This window comes from Pseudomonas glycinis, from assembly GCF_054871425.1.
In genome coordinates, this window is record NZ_JBTYHF010000009.1 from 203,368 (window position 1) to 220,198 (window position 16,831).

Below are 16,831 nucleotides of genomic sequence, written 5' to 3' on the forward strand. Positions count from 1 at the left end.
CCTTCAATGGCGGCGTTGCGCTATTTGAGCACGCTGATCACAAACCTTGCAGGTTTTGGATTGAAGGCGTTATGCCCTGTCCCGTTGGGGTTCGCGTCGAGGAATTTGCTCATGCCATCGCTTACCTGACGATACAGCGGTTTATCTTTCGGCTCGCTGTTCAATTCGATATAAGCCGGGCCGGATGCGATATTGCTTAAAGAAGCCTTGGCCACGCCGTAGGTACTGATTGAATAGAGTTGTGCCGGAGCACTGGTGCTGACCAGCAAATTGTGTGTCTTGTCTTCGATGAATAATCGCGCTCCGTCAAACACGCCCGGATGGATCACTTGGATTGCGTAAAAGTTACCTTCAGGAACAAACTTCAACAGTAACGGAGCATCGTCCTCATTGTCAGCCAGGGTGATAAGGGCGGATGTCCGCGAGTCGGCCAACCCCACTTCAGCATCGAGTTTTTCGCCTTGAGTTATGCGCTTGTGGCGCAGGGTCTGTTGCAGGCGTTGCTGATTAAGAACTACCGGAAGACCGTCCAGATAAAGATTGGCACTGAAGCTTTCATTGTTTACTTTTGCCAAAGACATAGAACTACCCATTGGTAAACACTCTGCTGTCATGTTCAAGACAGCGACAGAAAAGTTGAAAAAGGAAAAGGATCAGATAGCGACTGTGGCTGTTGCCGACATCCGCAGAACATCGCCATCCGGAATGTTTTCGGTTTTTCGTTTCCGCCGGGCCATTACCATGCGATCCGCATAAATCGCTGCCGCCTCAATGACGTGGCCAACGTTATGATCAGTACCGGCATGCTTCAAGATATACTTGCCAGCAATATCGTCCCAGAATGCCCGTTCATCTTCATATAAAGTCATGATTTATCCTTGTTGTTTTCAAGTTGTTCGCATCCTGCGAGCAACTTGAAATTAAGACAAAGACAAAAGCGAAACAATACTGGCAGGCAGCTTGAGTTGATTCAAAGTGAAACTAGGCGAACAGTTCGCCCTGCAGTTCATCGAGTAATGCCTGGATCGCATCCAGCCGTTGCTGTGGGTCGTCGAGTTGCAGCAGATCGATCTTGTCCTCTTCGGCAAAAGGCAACAGATAGGCAAGCTGATTGGCCAGCGCCTGTTGCCCGGCGGCTTCGGTGCCCATGTTCAACGCCTCGACCATCGGGTGTTCGGCCAGCGCCTTGAGCAGCGCGACCAGGTCGGCGTCCTCGTCCTGCAACGGTTGCTCGGGCTCATCGTCCAGCCATTCGACGTCAGCGACAATCAACTGATCGCGCTGCACTTCGGTGCGCAACACCGTGAAACGCCGCCCGCCTTGCACGCGAATGCCGAGCAGGCCGTTGTCCTGTTGATCGAAATCGGTGATCCGCGCCTCGCAGCCGACCATTGCGAAACCTACTGGTGCCACACCGACTTCGCTGCCCTCCAGAATGCATACCACACCGAAACCGACGCCCTGTTTCGTGCAGCGGCCGATCATGTCGAGGTAGCGCGCCTCGAAGATCTGCAGATCGAGGTTGCAGCCGGGGAACAGCACCGTGTTCAGCGGAAAAAGCGGCAGACTCATAGACATTTCCTTACACCACCATCGACACCGCCAACGGCAGGAACACCGCCGTGGCCACGCCCATCAGACTCATTGCCAGCGCGGCGAACGCGCCGCACTCATCGTTTTCCTGCATCGCCACCGCCGTGCCGACCGCATGCGCGGTCATGCCCAGCGCCATGCCGCGCGCTTCGGGACTGTGCACACCGAGGCGGGTCAGCAGCGCCGGGCCGAAGATCGCGCCAATCACCCCGGTGATCAGCACGAACACCGCGGCCAGCGCCGCCACGCCGCCGATCTGCTCGGCGACCAGCATGGCGATCGGCGAGGTCACCGATTTCGGCGCCATGGTCATCAGGATCATGTGATCGGCACCGAACCACCAGCCCAGCGCCACGCCCATGCCCGTTGCGACCACCCCGCCTATCACCAGCGTAGTAAAAATCGGCCAGAACAATTGGCGAATGCGCCGCAGATTCAAATACAGCGGCACCGCCAGCGCCACCGTGGCCGGCCCCAGCAGAATGCTGAGGATCTCGGTGCTCTTGCGGTACTCCGCGTAGGTCAGGCCGCAGCCGACCAGCACACCGATCACCAACAACATGGAGACCAGCACAGGTTGCAGAAAGATCCAGCGGGTTTTCTCGAACGCCGCCAGCACCAGTTGATAGGCGCCGAGGGTGATGCCGATGCCGAACAGCGGATGATGAATCACCGACGCCCACGCGCCTTGCCAGTCAAACAGCATCAGGACTCCTCCGCCGGTGGCGCGTGACGTTTGACCAGCCGCTGCATGAGCACGCCGGCAAAGGCCATCGACAGGATCAGCGAGACCACCAGCGCGCCGACAATCGCCCAGAAATCCGCAGCAATCGCCGTGGCATACACCATCACGCCCACCGCCGGCGGCACCAGCAGCAACGGCAGATAACGCAGCAGACTGCCCGCTGCCTGATTCAACGGCTCGCCGACTTCACCGCGAATGATCAGGAACACCAGCAACAGCAGCAGCCCGATGATCGGCCCCGGCAATATCGGCAACAGCAAGTGATTGAGCGCGGTGCCAAGCAATTGGAACAGCACCAGCAGGGTCAGGCCACGTAACAACATCCGACATCTCCGTCTTACATTTTCAGCCAGCAGGGGCTCGGCATTATAAGCATGCCGGCGCTATGGACCGGCATTCGCCAAAAGCATGGTCGGTTGACCTGAGCAAATCGCCATGATGATCTACAGTGGTTCGCAGGCCGGTCAAATCCGCCCCCTGAAAAACTATAAAACCGATGAACCCAAGGAGAGTCTCAATGCCCTATGTTCCCGTTGCAGAGCTCAAAGACTATGTCGGCAAGGAACTTGGACGTTCCGAATGGCTCACCATCGATCAGGAGCGCATCAACCTGTTCGCCGAAGCCACCGGTGATTTTCAGTTCATTCACGTCGATCCGGTCAAGGCTGCGCAAACGCCGTTTGGCAGCACGATTGCCCATGGTTTCCTGTCGCTGTCGCTGATGCCGAAACTGATGGAAGACATCCTCGTGCTGCCCGAAGGCGTGAAGATGGTCGTCAACTATGGCCTGGACAGCGTGCGTTTCATCCAGCCGGTCAAGGTCAACTCGAAAGTCCGACTGAAGGTCGACATGGTCGAAGTCACCGAGAAAAAACCCGGCCAGTGGTTGCTCAAGGCTACCGCGACACTGGAGATAGAAGGCTCGGACAAACCGGCCTACATCGCCGAGCCGCTGTCACTCTGCTTCGTCTGATCATCCCGGATGCGAAGCAGCGCACGCTGTTTCGCGTCACGTCTGTATATATGCGACGCATAGCTGCGGCATACTCGGTCGCCTAATTGCCCGGATCCCGCTATGCGCTCAATCGCTCGACTTGCACCCCTTGCCCTGACCCTGATGCTCACCGCTTGCGGCGACGGCGAATCGCTGTTGCCGCCGGATGCGCGCCTGCCCGATGGCGGTCGCTATCGCGGTGAACTGGTCGACGGCTTGCTGCAAGGTCAGGGCCGCGTCGACTACCCCAACGGCAGCTGGTACGCCGGGGAGTTCGACAAGGGTCAGTGGCACGGGCAGGGCGAATGGCATGGCAGCAACGGCGAGGTCTATCGCGGCCAGTTTCAGCAAGGTCTGTTCGATGGTCAGGGCAGCCTGAGCACCAACGCCAGCAGTTACACCGGTGGCTTCAAGCAGGGCCGGCGCGATGGCGAAGGCACGCTGAAAGAAAACGGCATGACCTATCGCGGCGAGTTCAAGGCTGACCAGTATTCCGGCCTCGGCCGTCTGGAAATGGACGACGGCAGCTCCTATCAAGGCCAGTTCGCCCACGGCAAACCCAACGGCGAAGGCCAGCGCGGCGATGCCAGCGGCAATTCGTTCAGCGGGCATTTCGTCAACGGCCAACTGGAAGGCAACGGCACCTACAACAGCGCCGACGGCGATATCTACGTCGGCGGTTTCAAGAACAATCAACTGCACGGCAAGGGCCGCTACGAGAACGCCGACGGCGACGTCTGGCTCGGCCAGTTCAAGGAAGGTGCGCTGACCGGCAAGGGCGAATTGATCGGCGCGGATGGCAGCCATTACATCGGTGTGTTCAATGACTGGCGTTTTACCGGCCAGGGCCGTTTGAACCTCGCCGATGGCAGCTTCTACATCGGCGGCTTCGACAACGACAGCTATTCAGGACGCGGCACGCTGGTGCTGACCGATGGCAGCGTGCTCAGCGGCACCTGGATCAACGGCCAACGCGTGCGCGACGCCGACGGCAAATTGCTCCCCGACACCCTCGAGCTCGGTTTGCTCGCCCAGGGTCGGTTGCTGGACGACGCACTGGCGGCGATCCCCGCTTCGACTCCGGCAGTCGAGTTGTACACCCTGACCCTCGGCGGCGACGGCAAGCAAAGCGTGTTCCTGCGTGAATCAGACTATGTCGCCAACATGCTCAATACGCGCTTCGGCGCCTTCGGCCAGATTCGTCTGGTCAATCATCGCGATCATCTCGGCGACCGGCCGATGGCCACCCGGGAAAACCTGCGCCGCGCCGCGCAAGCCCTTGCCGAACGCATCGGGCCGGAAGATCTGCTGTTCATTTATCTGACCAGCCACGGCACCGCCGAGCACGAACTGGTGCTCGATCAGCCGCGCATGGAACTGGCCGACCTGCCCGCCGATGAGCTCGCCGCCGTGCTCGCGCCGCTGAAGCATCGCGACAAGGTCATCGTGATTTCCTCCTGCTATTCCGGCGGTTTCATCCCGGCGCTGAAAGACGAACGCACGCTGATCATGACCGCCTCGCGCGCCGATCGGGTGTCGTTCGGTTGCTCGGAAGAAGCCAACTTCACCTACTTCGGCGACGCGCTGTTCGCCCAGGCGCTGAACCAGACCGACGACCTCGAACAGGCATTCAAACTGGCCAAGGCCACCGTCGCCGAACGTGAGCTGGCCGACGGCTTCGAAGCCTCGGAGCCGCAGATCTGGGCGCCGAAAACCGTGCTGTCGCACTGGCAACTGCTGCGAAAACAGCAAGCGCGCAAAGCTTTGCACAGCAGCGCATTGAACGACGCGGCGAAAAAAGGCAACTAAGCTGAACAGTATCAAGGGAGAGACACTATGTACTTGACGCCTCAGCACGTATTGCTTGCCGGAGCTACCGGACTGACCGGTGAACATCTGCTCGACCGTTTGCTCAACGAGCCAACCATTACCCGTGTCCTCGCCCCTTCGCGCCGGCCGCTGGCCGAGCATCCGCATCTGGAAAACCCGGTCGGTGACCCGCAGGCGTTTCTGCCGCAGCTCAGTGGCCGGGTCGATATCGCCTACTGCTGCCTCGGCACGACGATCAAGCAGGCCGGCTCCGAAGAAGCCTTTCGCGCGGTGGATCTGGACATGGTCGTGGCGTTTGCCAAGCGCGCGCGGGAGATGGGCGCGCGGCACCTGATCGTGATCAGTGCGATTGGCGCCGATCCGAATTCCTCGGTGTTCTACAACCGGGTCAAGGGTGAAATGGAACAGGCGCTGCGCGCGCAGAACTGGCCGCAGCTGACCATTTGCCGACCTTCGCTGTTGCTTGGCGAACGCACCGAACCGCGTCTGGTCGAGCAACTCGCCGGGCCGTTGTCAAAGCTGATTCCGGGCAAATACCACGGCATCGAAGCGTGCCAGTTGGCGCGAGCGATGTGGCGCCTGGCGCTGGAAGAACAGGATGGGGTGCGGGTGATCGAGTCGGATGAACTGAGGAAGTTAGGCAAATAACTCCGGGACTTTGTGGTGAGGGGATTTATCCCCGTTCGGCTGCGCAGCAGTCGTCGCTTTTATATTTTTTTGGGGGGCGCTTCGCACCCCAGCGGGGATAAATCCCCTCGCCACAGAGGTTGTGCGCCCCCCCTACAATCCACCAGTCGCTTGAAAACCTACGCCAATCACGGTGAGCAACGACAACGGCAACAACAGCGTATCGAGCAACGCGCTGGCCGGCAGGTCCACTCCCGGATAGCTGGGCGCCTCGGCACCGAACCGGTCCATGGCGCAGCAGCCGCCGTTCAACGCATACAAATCCAGGCGCGTCCCGGCGTACACCACCGGTGCGCCGGGTTTGGCCGCATCCAGCGTGCGCACGGTGGCGCACGCGCCCATTTGCAGCGCCAGCACGAGCACCAGCAGCTTATTCATCGCTGCTCAAGTGATGCTCGCCCCAACGCGGCAGCATGTCCTGCGGGATGCCGAGCAGGTTAAGAATCCGCGCCACAACGAAGTCGATCAGGTCATCGATAGTCTGCGGCTGGTGATAGAAGCCCGGCGAGGCCGGCAGAATCGTCACGCCCAGATTCGACAGCTTGAGCATGTGCTCCAGATGAATGCTCGAGTACGGCGCCTCGCGCGGCACCAGAATCAACTGGCGGCGCTCTTTCAGCGTAACGTCCGCCGCGCGTTCGATCAGGTTGTTGCATGCGCCGGTGGCAATCGCCGACAGCGTGCCGGTCGAACACGGCACCACCACCATGGCTGCCGGCGCGCCGGAGCCGGAGGCTACCGGCGACATCCAGTCTTCCTTGCCATACACGCGAATCTGCCCGGCAGCGGCGCCGGTGTATTCGGTCAGAAAAGCCTGCATCATCTGCGGTTTGTTCGGCAGGGACACATCGGTCTCGGTGGCCATCACCAGTTGCGCGGCCTTGGAGATCAGAAAGTGCACTTCGCGATCCTCGCGCACCAGGCAATCGAGCAGGCGCAAGCCGTACTGCGCGCCCGAAGCACCGGTCATCGCCAGGGTGATGCGTTCCGGGCCGCCGGCCTGGGAAAAAGTGTTCATTGCAGTGCCTCGGCGAGCTTGCCGTGCAGGCCGCCGAAGCCGCCGTTGCTCATGATCACCACGTGAGTACCGGGCTGCGCCTGGCTCTTCACGCGCTCGATGATGCCTTCCAGAGAATCGCTGACGATGGACGGCACGGTGCATAACGCTGCGGTGGCGCCGAGGTCCCAACCGAGGTTGGCCGGGGCATACCAGATCACCTGATCGGCATCGACCACGCTGTCCGGCAGACCGTCACGGTGGGCGCCGAGCTTCATCGAATTGGAGCGCGGCTCGATGATCGCAATCAGCGGCGCGTCGCCGATGCGTTTGCGCAGGCCGTCGAGGGTAGTAGCGATGGCGGTCGGGTGATGGGCAAAGTCGTCGTAAATGGTGATGCCGCGCACCTCGGCGACTTTCTCCATGCGTCGTTTGACGTTCTTGAACGCGCTCAAACCGGCGATGCCCATCGATGGCACCACGCCAACATGACGCGCCGCAGCCAGCGCGGCCAAGGCGTTGGCGACGTTGTGTTGACCGGTCAACTCCCACTCGACGGTGCCCTGGGACACGCCTTCGAACATCACTTCGAACGCCGAGCCGTCCTCGCTCAGTAGTTTGACCTGCCACTGACCGCCAGCGCCGGTGGTTTGCACCGGGGTCCAGCAACCCATCTCGATCACGCGCTGCAACGCTGGCTCGGTGGTCGGGTGGATGACCAGACCTTCGCTCGGAATGGTGCGCACCAAGTGGTGGAACTGACGTTCGATGGCCGGCAGATCCGGGAAGATGTCTGCGTGATCGAACTCAAGGTTATTCAGGATCGCGGTGCGCGGACGGTAGTGGACGAACTTCGAGCGCTTGTCGAAGAACGCGCTGTCGTATTCGTCAGCCTCGATCACAAAAAACGGCGTACCGCCCAGGCGTGCCGACACCGAGAAATTCTGCGGCACGCCGCCGATGAGGAAACCCGGGCTCATGCCGGCATGTTCCAGCACCCAGGCAAGCATGCTGCTGGTGGTGGTCTTGCCGTGCGTACCGGCAACGGCAAGCACCCAGCGACCTTGCAACACATGGTCAGCCAGCCACTGCGGGCCGGAGACGTACGGCAGGCCTTTGTTCAGCACATATTCCACCGCCGGGTTGCCACGGGACATGGCATTGCCGATCACCACCAGATCCGGCGCCGGATCGAGCTGCGCCGGGTCATAACCCTGCGTCAGCTGAATGCCCTGGGCCTCGAGCTGCGTGCTCATCGGCGGATAGACGTTGGCGTCGGAGCCCGTGACGTGATGGCCCAGCTCTTTGGCCAACACCGCCATCGAGCCCATGAAAGTCCCGCAGATACCCAGAATATGAATGTGCATAGTCGACCTCGTAAAACATGGCCGCAGGTTAGCGTAGGGAGGGGGAAATGGCACTCTTTAGCTGAGGGGCGGGCCTGTTCGACCTGATCGTTCCCACGCTCTGCGTGGGAATGCAGCACGGGACGCTCTGCGTCCCAAAGCGGACGCGGAGCGTCCGGGGAGGCGTTACCACGCGGAGCGTGGGAACGATCAGGTCGGTCAGGCAGAGCGGGCGATGCCGTGCTTGCGAAGCTTTCTGTACAGCGTATTGCGGCTGACGCCCAGCTGTTCAGCGGTATGGGTCATATGCCAGCGCGTCTGCTCAAGCGCATTGAGCAAGGCCAGTCGTTCGGCATCTTCCAATGGCTGCGCCGCCACAACCACCGGCCGCGCCTGCCGAATCATCACCGGCAAATCCTCAACGCCGACCCGGCCGCCATCACACAACGCCGCCAGCGTGCGCAGGACATTGCGCAACTGCCGCACATTGCCCGGCCAGTTGAACGCCAGCAATGCGTCCCTCGCCGCTTCGTCGATCAGAATCGTTTCGCCTCCCGCCTCCTCCGCCAGGAGAAAATCCAGCAACTGCGATTTATCACTTCGCTCGCGCAACGCCGGCAACGCCACTTCCAGCCCGTTCAAGCGGTAATACAGGTCTTCACGGAAACTGCCGTCCTCGACTCGTTCGAGCAAATTGCGGTGCGTCGCACTGATGATGCGCACGTCTACCGCTTGCGGCTCGCCGCCAATCGGCACCACTTGCCGATCTTCCAGCACACGCAGCAAGCGCGTCTGCAACGCCAGTGGCATGTCGCCGATTTCGTCGAGGAACAAGGTGCCGCCATCGGCCTGTTGCAGCTTGCCGCGCATGCCGTCCTTGCGCGCGCCGGTGAAGCTGCCGCCGCGATAGCCGAACAGTTCGCTCTCGATCAGGCTTTCCGGAATGGCCGCGCAATTGAGTGCGACGAAAGCATTGCCGCAGCGCTGGCTGGCCTGGTGCACAGCTTTGGCGAACGCTTCCTTGCCCGAGCCGGTTTCGCCGTTGATCAACAGCGGCACGTCGCGCTCAAACACGCGCAGGGCTTTGCGAAATCCCGCCTGCAACGCTTCATCGCCGAGGCAGATGCCGGACAGGCGTGGCGCTGGAGCAGCGATTGGCGCTGGAACAATGGCAGTAGGTTTGCGCGATTCGCCGCGCAACACCGCGAACAGATGCCGGCCATCACGGGTGCGCAGCGGCCAACTGGCGCTGGCGTTGGCACTCGCGCGGCCAAGCAGGTCATCCAGCGAACAATCGAAAAACGCTTCCACCGGTTTACCGAGCAAACCACCGCGAATATGCCCGAGCAGGTTCAGCGCACTCTGGTTGACTGCGCTGATCCGCCCTTCGCCGTCAAACGCCAGCAGCCCTTCGCTGAACAGGCCGACGGACTCGGCCTGCAGATGAAAACGCAGCAACCACTGATTGTCGAAACAGCGCAGGAAGTAGCAGCTCTCGATCATCTTCGCCGACAGGTTGACCAGCGCCATGGTGTGGAACTGGCTCTGCCGCGAGACGTCCGGCCGCGCCGAAGACACATCGAGCACCGCCAGCAACTCACCATGGGGATCGAACACCGGGCTCGCCGAACAGGTCAGCCCGGTGTGGCGGCCGCGGAAGTGTTCGTCCTGGTGAATGGTCAGCGCCTGACGCTCGACCAGGCAGGTACCGATGCCGTTGGTGCCTTCGCAGGCTTCGCTCCAGTCAGCGCCGAGCCAGAGCCCGGCGCGCTCGAAAATCTTCCGTTCGGCCGGCGCGGTGACGCAATTGAGGATCACACCGCGCGCGTCAGTCAGCAGCACCGCATGGCCGGCGCCGGAGAGTTGCTGATGCAGGCTGCTCATCTCGGTGCCGGCAATTTGCAGCACTTGTTGCAGACGTTCGCGACTTTCCAGCACCCGGCCATGCTCAAGCACGGTCGGCGCCATGGTCACAGAAGGATCGAGGTGATAGTCCTCAAGGCAACGCAGCCACGAACGGGCGATCGATGGATCGGCGCCGGGGCCGTGCAGGTGCGGTTTGCCCTGGGTGACGGTGAGAACCTGGCGGGCATGGCGACTCAAATGGTTGTCGTGCATTTCTTATTGTTCTCCCCGGGGCGCGATGGCCCAAAGCATGAGGTGACGCCCAGCATCCTCCAGCGGCTCCGGCAATGCAATGCTGGCAAGACCGCCCGGTCACGGGCTGTGCCGCAAGCGGTACAAACTGTCACCCGTGCTGTACCGAAACCGTCACAGCGCCACTCCATTCGTCCGAGACAAACTGGCCAAGCCCTTGATTTGCCTGACCTGCACGGCAGTGGCCCGAGCCTTGCTCTACGCTTATAGCAAGCGCACTTGCGCGTTTCTCTAATAAGTACAAAGCCAAGGAGAACATCATCATGCGTTACGCCCACCCCGGTACTGACGGCGCCAAAGTCTCGTTCAAGAGCAAGTACGGCAACTACATCGGCGGCGAGTTCGTCGCGCCGGTCAAAGGTCAGTACTTCACCAATACCTCGCCAGTCAATGGCCAGCCAATTGCCGAATTCCCCCGCTCCACCGCCGAAGACATCGACAAGGCGCTGGACGCTGCCCACGCCGCCGCCGATGCGTGGGGTGCCACTTCGGTGCAGGCGCGCTCGCTGATCCTGCTGAAAATCGCCGACCGCATCGAAGAAAACCTCGAACTGCTGGCGATCACCGAAACCTGGGACAACGGCAAAGCCATCCGCGAAACCCTCAACGCCGACATCCCCCTGGCCGCTGACCATTTCCGTTATTTCGCCGGTTGCCTGCGCGCTCAGGAAGGCAGCGCTGCGGAAATCGACGGCAACACCGTGGCCTACCACATTCATGAACCGCTGGGCGTGGTCGGCCAGATCATTCCGTGGAACTTCCCGCTGCTGATGGCCGCGTGGAAACTCGCGCCAGCGCTGGCCGCCGGTAACTGCGTGGTACTCAAACCTGCCGAGCAAACCCCGCTGGGCATCTGCGTGCTGATGGAACTGATCGGCGACCTGCTGCCGCCGGGCGTGCTCAACGTCGTGCAAGGCTTCGGCAAAGAAGCCGGCGAAGCGCTGGCGACCAGCAAGCGCATCGCCAAAATTGCCTTCACCGGCTCGACCCCGGTCGGCTCGCACATCATGAAATGCGCGGCGGAAAACATCATCCCATCCACCGTGGAACTGGGCGGCAAGTCGCCGAACATCTTCTTCGAAGACATCATGCAGGCCGAGCCGAGCTTCATCGAAAAAGCCGCCGAAGGCCTGGTACTGGCGTTCTTCAACCAGGGCGAAGTGTGCACCTGCCCTTCCCGCGCACTGGTACAGGAGTCGATCTACGACGAATTCATGCAGGCCGTGATGAAGAAAGTCAGCCAGATCAAACGTGGCGACCCGCTGGACACCGATACCATGGTCGGCGCTCAGGCGTCGGAGCAGCAATTCGACAAGATCCTCTCGTACCTGGAAATCGCCAAGGGCGAAGGCGCGGAACTGCTCACCGGCGGCAAGGTGGAAAAACTCGAGGGCAGCCTGGCCACCGGTTATTACATCCAGCCGACCCTGCTCAAGGGCACCAACAAGATGCGCGTGTTCCAGGAAGAAATCTTCGGCCCGGTGGTGAGCATCACCACTTTCAAGGACGAAGCCGAAGCCCTGGCGATTGCCAACGACACCGAGTTCGGTCTCGGCGCCGGCCTGTGGACCCGCGACATCAACCGCGCCTACCGCATGGGCCGGGCGATCAAGGCCGGTCGCGTATGGACCAACTGCTACCACCTCTATCCGGCGCATGCCGCGTTCGGCGGTTACAAGAAGTCCGGCGTCGGGCGTGAAACCCACAAAATGATGCTCGACCATTACCAGCAGACCAAGAACCTGCTGGTGAGCTACGACATCAATCCGTTGGGATTCTTCTGATCCAGACGGGGTGAGGCAGGTGCTTCCTGCTTCGCCCTCTGGAGTGTCTTCGCGAGCAGGCTCGCTCCCACAGGTGATTCATGGTCGTACGCAACCCCCTGTGGGAGCGAGCCTGCTCGCGAAAGCGTTGTGCCATTCAACCCAATGGCCTGGCTGTAGCCGGGCCAATAAAACAATAAAAATGGTGAACCCTATGCCAAGCGAATCCCCGGCCGGCGCTCCGGCGACCGGCTCCTCCGTCGACTTCGAAAAAGTCGGCACCGATTATTTCCAACAACGCGAACTGAAAAAAGGCGCCGCCGGCTGGGTGCTGCTGGTGGGCCTCGGCGTCGCTTATGTGATTTCCGGCGACTACGCCGGCTGGAATTTCGGCCTCGCCCAGGGTGGCTGGGGCGGTATGTTTCTGGCCACGCTGCTGATGGCGACCATGTACCTGTGCATGTGCTTTTCCCTGGCCGAATTGTCCTCGATGATTCCCACCGCTGGCGGCGGCTACGGATTCGCCCGCAGTGCTTTCGGACCGTGGGGCGGGTTTCTCACCGGCACCGCGATCCTCATCGAGTACGCCATCGCCCCCGCTGCCATCGCGGTGTTCATCGGTGCGTATTGCGAGTCGCTGTTCGGTATTGGCAGCTGGATGATTTATCTGGCGTTCTACATCATCTTCATCGCCATCCATATTTTCGGGGTCGGCGAAGCGCTCAAGCTGATGTTCATCATCACCGCCGTCGCCGCGCTGGCGCTGGGGGTGTTTCTGGTGGCGATGGTGCCGCACTTCGACGTCGCCAACCTGCTCGACATCCCGGTGACCACTGCGGTCGGCGCCAGTGCGTTTCTGCCGTTCGGCTATGTCGGCGTATGGGCGGCAATTCCCTATGCGATCTGGTTTTTCCTTGCCGTTGAAGGCGTGCCATTGGCCGCCGAAGAAACCAAAAACCCCAAGCGCGACCTGCCGCGTGGCCTGATCGGGGCGATGCTGGTGCTGCTGATGTTTGCCCTGCTGATTCTGATCGTCGGTCCCGGCGGCGCCGGTGCGAATTCGCTGCTGACGTCGGGTAACCCGCTGGTCGAAGCACTGAGCAAGGCCTACGGTGGCTCGACGTGGATGGGCAGCTTCGTCAATCTCGTCGGCTTGGCGGGACTGATCGCCAGTTTCTTCTCGATCATATACGCCTACTCGCGGCAGATCTTCGCGCTGTCGCGGGCCGGTTACCTGCCGCGCAAACTGTCGCAGACCAACAAAAGCAAGGCGCCGGTGCTGGCCCTGGTGATTCCCGGCATCATCGGCTTTGGTCTGTCGCTGACCGGCCAGGGCGACCTGCTGATTCTGGTCGCGGTGTTCGGCGCTACCATTTCCTATGTGCTGATGATGGCCGCGCACATCACCCTGCGCATCCGTCGCCCCAAAATGGACCGGCCGTACCGCACGCCGGGTGGCATTTTCACCTCGGGTGTGGCGCTGGTATTGGCGTGCATCGCCGTGGTGGCGGGCTTCCTCGTCGATCCACGGGTGGTGATCGGCGCGGCGATCATCTATGGAGTGTTAATTGCTTACTTTGCTTTCTACAGTCGGCATCACTTGGTAGCGGGCACGCCGGAAGAAGAATTCGCGGCGATTCAAAAAGCTGAACAAGCCTTGCACTGATTGTCGAAAACCACGGCGCAGAGGCATTCTGCGCCGTCACGGAGAACGCTGAATGGCCAGTTTTGCTCACACGGTCGGCGCGCAGACTTACCGCTTCGACAGCCTCAAAGACGTCATGGCCAAGGCCAGCCCCGCCCGCTCGGGGGATTTTCTCGCCGAGATCGCCGCGCTCAACGACGGCGAACGGGTGGCCGCGCAAATGGCCCTGGCGGACATCCCGCTCACCCACTTCCTGCAAGAAGCGCTGATTCCCTACGAAGCCGATGAAGTCACTCGGCTGATCATCGACACCCACGACAAGCAAGCCTTCGCCGTGGTCAGCCACCTCACCGTTGGCGGCTTTCGCGACTGGCTGCTCAGTGATGCGGCGGACGAAACCAGCCTGCGCGCCCTCGCTCCCGGCCTGACCCCGGAAATGGTCGCCGCCGTGTCGAAAATCATGCGCGTGCAGGATCTGGTGCTGGTCGCGCAGAAAATCCGCGTGGTCACCCAATTTCGCGGCACCCTCGGTTTACCCGGGCGCCTGTCGACCCGCCTGCAACCTAACCACCCGACCGACGAGCCGTCCGGCATCGCCGCGAGCATTCTCGACGGCCTGCTCTACGGCAACGGTGACGCAATGATCGGGGTCAACCCGGCCACCGACAGCATCGCTTCGATCTGCGCAATGCTGGAAATGCTCGACGCGATCATCCAGCGCTACGACATCCCGACCCAGGCCTGCGTGCTGACCCACGTCACCACTTCGATCGAGGCGATCAACCGTGGCGTGCCGCTGGATCTGGTGTTCCAGTCGATTGCCGGCACTGAGGCGGCCAACGCCAGTTTCGGTATCAACCTCAATGTATTGCAGGAAGGCTACGACGCCGGGCTCAGCCTCAAGCGCGGCACCCTCGGGCAGAACCTGATGTATTTCGAAACCGGTCAGGGCAGCGCGCTGTCGGCCAACGCCCACCACGGCATCGATCAACAGACTTGCGAGACAAGGGCCTACGCCGTGGCGCGACATTTCAAGCCGTTCCTGGTGAACACCGTCGTAGGATTTATCGGCCCGGAATACCTCTACAACGGCAAGCAGATCATCCGCGCCGGCCTCGAAGACCACTTCTGCGGCAAGTTGCTCGGCGTGCCGATGGGCTGCGACATCTGCTACACCAACCACGCCGAAGCCGATCAGGACGACATGGACACCCTGCTGACGTTGCTCGGCGTCGCCGGGATCAACTTCATCATGGGCATCCCCGGCTCCGACGACATCATGCTCAATTACCAGACCACTTCGTTTCACGACGCTTTGTACGCCCGCCAGACCCTGGGCCTGAAACCGGCGCCAGAGTTCGAGCAATGGCTGGCCAACATGGGCATCTTCACCCAGGCGGACGGCAAGGTTCGCTTCGGCAACAACCTGCCGCCGGCCTTCCGCCAGGCCTTGGCGCACTTGGGATGAGTCTTATGGAAAAACCTCCGGTCGATCCGCAAAACCCGTGGCTGGAACTGCGCCGCCTGACCCCGGCACGCATTGCCTTGGGCCGCACCGGCACCAGTCTGCCGACGCGGGCGCAGCTGGATTTTCAGTTTGCCCACGCCCAGGCCCGCGATGCTGTGCACCTGGCCTTCGATCACAGCGAAATCAGCGCACAACTGAGCGAGCGCGGGCGGGAAACCCTGGCGCTGCAAAGCGCCGCGCCGGACCGACACACCTATCTGCAACGCCCGGACCTGGGGCGCAAGCTCAGCGATGAAGCGGCGCAGACCTTGCGCGACTACGCCAGCCAACACCCGGGCGGCGTCGATCTGGTGCTTGTCGTCGCGGATGGCCTGTCGGCGCTGGCGGTGCACCGCCACACCCTACCGTTCCTGACGCGCCTGGAAGAACAGATGAGCGGCGACGGCTGGTCCGTGGCGCCGGTGGTGCTGGTGGAACAGGGCCGCGTCGCCATCGGTGACGAGATCGGCCAGCTGCTCGGGGCGAAAATGGTGGTGATGCTGATCGGCGAGCGCCCGGGTTTGAGTTCGCCGGACAGCCTCGGGCTGTATTTCACCTACGCGCCAAAGGTCGGCCTGACCGACGCCTATCGCAACTGCATTTCCAATGTTCGGCTTGAAGGTTTGAGCTACGGCATGGCGGCGCATCGCTTGCTGTATCTGATGCGCGAGGCGTGTCGGCGCCAGCTGTCGGGGGTCAACCTGAAGGATGAAGCTCAGTTGCACACATTGGAGGCGGACGACGCTGTCGACATGAAAGGCAACTTCCTGCTCGATCCACCGCCAGCCTGAACCGTTTCCGCATTGCCTTTCTGCGCTGCTTTCAGGCAGGATCGACGCACGGCCGCCCGGGTTTCCCATCGCCGTCAGAGCAGTTGAAGACAGCCACTTGAAGACGAGACCTATCATGCGGATTATTCAAGCGACCCTCGAACATCTGGATTTGCTGACTCCTTTGTTCGTCAAATATCGCGAGTTCTACGGCTCCCTGCCTTACCCGGATTCCTCCCGCGCGTTCCTCGAGAAGCGCCTGCGCCGCAAAGAGTCGGTGATCTATCTGGCCCTGGCCGACGATGACGACAAGAAACTCATGGGCTTCTGCCAGCTCTATCCGAGCTTTTCGTCGCTGTCGCTCAAACGCGTGTGGATTCTCAACGATATCTACGTTGCCGAAGATGCGCGCCGGCAACTGGTCGCCGACAACCTGATCCGCACTGCGAAGAAAATGGCCAAGGAAACCCAGGCCGTGCGCATGCGCGTATCGACCAGCGCAAACAACGAAGTGGCGCAGAAAACCTACGAATCAATCGGCTTCAAGGAAGACACCGAGTTCAAGAACTACGTACTGCCAATCAGCGACGAGCTCTGACTCCAACGGCTTCGGTGATGAGGGAGTTCGCTCCCTCGCCACGGCCACCCCTTCCCTGACAATTGCTCACTTCGCGACACTCCCCGCTACAAAACCGACGCGCTTTTCATCGCTCAGACCGTATAATCCCGATCTTTCCGGCTTGTAAGAAAAACTACACCCCGCTGTAGGCTTACACGAAGTCATCCGCACAGGCCTG

General features: G+C 61.2%; 17 protein-coding genes. 8 read left to right on the forward strand and 9 right to left on the reverse strand.

The features are described from left to right. Positions 1-20: 20 nt before the first annotated feature. The 5 genes from ACYSTU_RS21620 to ACYSTU_RS21640 form a co-directional block, all read right to left on the reverse strand. The gene (locus tag ACYSTU_RS21620; RefSeq protein WP_122881753.1) at positions 21-581 is read right to left on the reverse strand and encodes a hypothetical protein; all 561 of its coding nucleotides are present in this window, start codon (positions 579-581) and stop codon (positions 21-23) included. Positions 582-653: 72 nt separating this feature from the next. After that, positions 654-869 (reverse strand): hypothetical protein, encoded by a 216-nt coding sequence (locus ACYSTU_RS21625; RefSeq protein WP_016773015.1) that lies wholly within the window; start codon positions 867-869, stop codon positions 654-656. A 112-nt stretch (positions 870-981) separates the two neighbouring features. Next, positions 982-1,572, reverse strand: coding sequence for an LON peptidase substrate-binding domain-containing protein (locus ACYSTU_RS21630; protein WP_499001519.1), 591 nt, complete (start codon positions 1,570-1,572; stop codon positions 982-984). Between the two features lie 10 nt (positions 1,573-1,582). Then, entirely contained in the window at positions 1,583-2,299 is a 717-nt protein-coding gene (locus ACYSTU_RS21635; protein ID WP_016773013.1) for an LrgB family protein, read from the reverse strand. After that, positions 2,299-2,661, reverse strand: a complete 363-nt coding sequence (locus tag ACYSTU_RS21640; protein ID WP_016773012.1) for a CidA/LrgA family protein — start codon at positions 2,659-2,661, stop codon at positions 2,299-2,301. Before ACYSTU_RS21640 ends, ACYSTU_RS21635 begins: the two co-directional genes overlap by 1 nt. Before the next feature lie 194 nt (positions 2,662-2,855). On the opposite strand from ACYSTU_RS21640, the gene ACYSTU_RS21645 reads away from it, so the two are divergent. From ACYSTU_RS21645 to ACYSTU_RS21655, 3 genes are all read left to right on the forward strand, one after another. Continuing rightward, positions 2,856-3,311, forward strand: a complete 456-nt coding sequence (locus ACYSTU_RS21645; RefSeq protein WP_016773011.1) for a MaoC family dehydratase — start codon at positions 2,856-2,858, stop codon at positions 3,309-3,311. A gap of 102 nt (positions 3,312-3,413) precedes the next feature. Then, positions 3,414-5,141 carry a C13 family peptidase gene (locus ACYSTU_RS21650; RefSeq protein WP_499001522.1) on the forward strand — a complete coding sequence of 576 codons (1,728 nt, stop codon included), beginning with the start codon at positions 3,414-3,416 and terminating at the stop codon, positions 5,139-5,141. A gap of 27 nt (positions 5,142-5,168) precedes the next feature. Then, positions 5,169-5,810 carry an oxidoreductase gene (locus ACYSTU_RS21655; RefSeq protein WP_016773010.1) on the forward strand — a complete coding sequence of 214 codons (642 nt, stop codon included), beginning with the start codon at positions 5,169-5,171 and terminating at the stop codon, positions 5,808-5,810. Positions 5,811-5,942: 132 nt separating this feature from the next. Here ACYSTU_RS21655 and ACYSTU_RS21660 read toward each other — a convergent pair whose 3' ends face one another. The 4 genes from ACYSTU_RS21660 to ACYSTU_RS21675 all read right to left on the reverse strand — a co-directional run bounded on the left by ACYSTU_RS21660 (position 5,943) and on the right by ACYSTU_RS21675 (position 10,310). Continuing rightward, complete coding sequence (locus ACYSTU_RS21660) at positions 5,943-6,227, reverse strand: YceK/YidQ family lipoprotein (RefSeq protein WP_499001526.1); 285 nt, start codon at positions 6,225-6,227, stop codon at positions 5,943-5,945. Beyond that, positions 6,220-6,867 (reverse strand): flavin prenyltransferase UbiX, encoded by a 648-nt coding sequence (ubiX, locus tag ACYSTU_RS21665; RefSeq protein WP_024014462.1) that lies wholly within the window; start codon positions 6,865-6,867, stop codon positions 6,220-6,222. The genes ACYSTU_RS21660 and ubiX overlap by 8 nt, the downstream gene beginning before the upstream one ends. After that, positions 6,864-8,213 (reverse strand): UDP-N-acetylmuramate:L-alanyl-gamma-D-glutamyl-meso-diaminopimelate ligase, encoded by a 1,350-nt coding sequence (gene mpl / locus ACYSTU_RS21670; RefSeq protein ID WP_016773007.1) that lies wholly within the window; start codon positions 8,211-8,213, stop codon positions 6,864-6,866. Before mpl ends, ubiX begins: the two co-directional genes overlap by 4 nt. A gap of 198 nt (positions 8,214-8,411) precedes the next feature. Beyond that, positions 8,412-10,310, reverse strand: coding sequence for a sigma-54-dependent Fis family transcriptional regulator (locus ACYSTU_RS21675; RefSeq protein ID WP_499001527.1), 1,899 nt, complete (start codon positions 10,308-10,310; stop codon positions 8,412-8,414). Between the two features lie 302 nt (positions 10,311-10,612). Between ACYSTU_RS21675 and exaC the strand changes: the two genes are divergently transcribed. The 5 genes from exaC (at position 10,613) to ACYSTU_RS21700 (ending at position 16,632) form a co-directional block, all read left to right on the forward strand. Then, positions 10,613-12,133: an acetaldehyde dehydrogenase ExaC gene (gene exaC / locus ACYSTU_RS21680; protein WP_024014465.1), complete on the forward strand. Its 1,521-nt coding sequence runs from the start codon at positions 10,613-10,615 to the stop codon at positions 12,131-12,133. 193 nt (positions 12,134-12,326) lie between these two features. Continuing rightward, positions 12,327-13,778 (forward strand): ethanolamine permease, encoded by a 1,452-nt coding sequence (gene eat, locus ACYSTU_RS21685; protein WP_136494089.1) that lies wholly within the window; start codon positions 12,327-12,329, stop codon positions 13,776-13,778. A 52-nt stretch (positions 13,779-13,830) separates the two neighbouring features. After that, the gene (locus ACYSTU_RS21690; RefSeq protein WP_136494090.1) at positions 13,831-15,225 is read left to right on the forward strand and encodes an ethanolamine ammonia-lyase subunit EutB; all 1,395 of its coding nucleotides are present in this window, start codon (positions 13,831-13,833) and stop codon (positions 15,223-15,225) included. 5 nt (positions 15,226-15,230) lie between these two features. After that, on the forward strand, positions 15,231-16,055 hold the full coding sequence (eutC, locus tag ACYSTU_RS21695; RefSeq protein WP_071173710.1) for an ethanolamine ammonia-lyase subunit EutC: 825 nt from the start codon (positions 15,231-15,233) through the stop codon (positions 16,053-16,055). Between the two features lie 115 nt (positions 16,056-16,170). Beyond that, positions 16,171-16,632, forward strand: a complete 462-nt coding sequence (locus tag ACYSTU_RS21700; RefSeq protein WP_016773002.1) for a GNAT family N-acetyltransferase — start codon at positions 16,171-16,173, stop codon at positions 16,630-16,632. Positions 16,633-16,831: the final 199 nt, after the last annotated feature.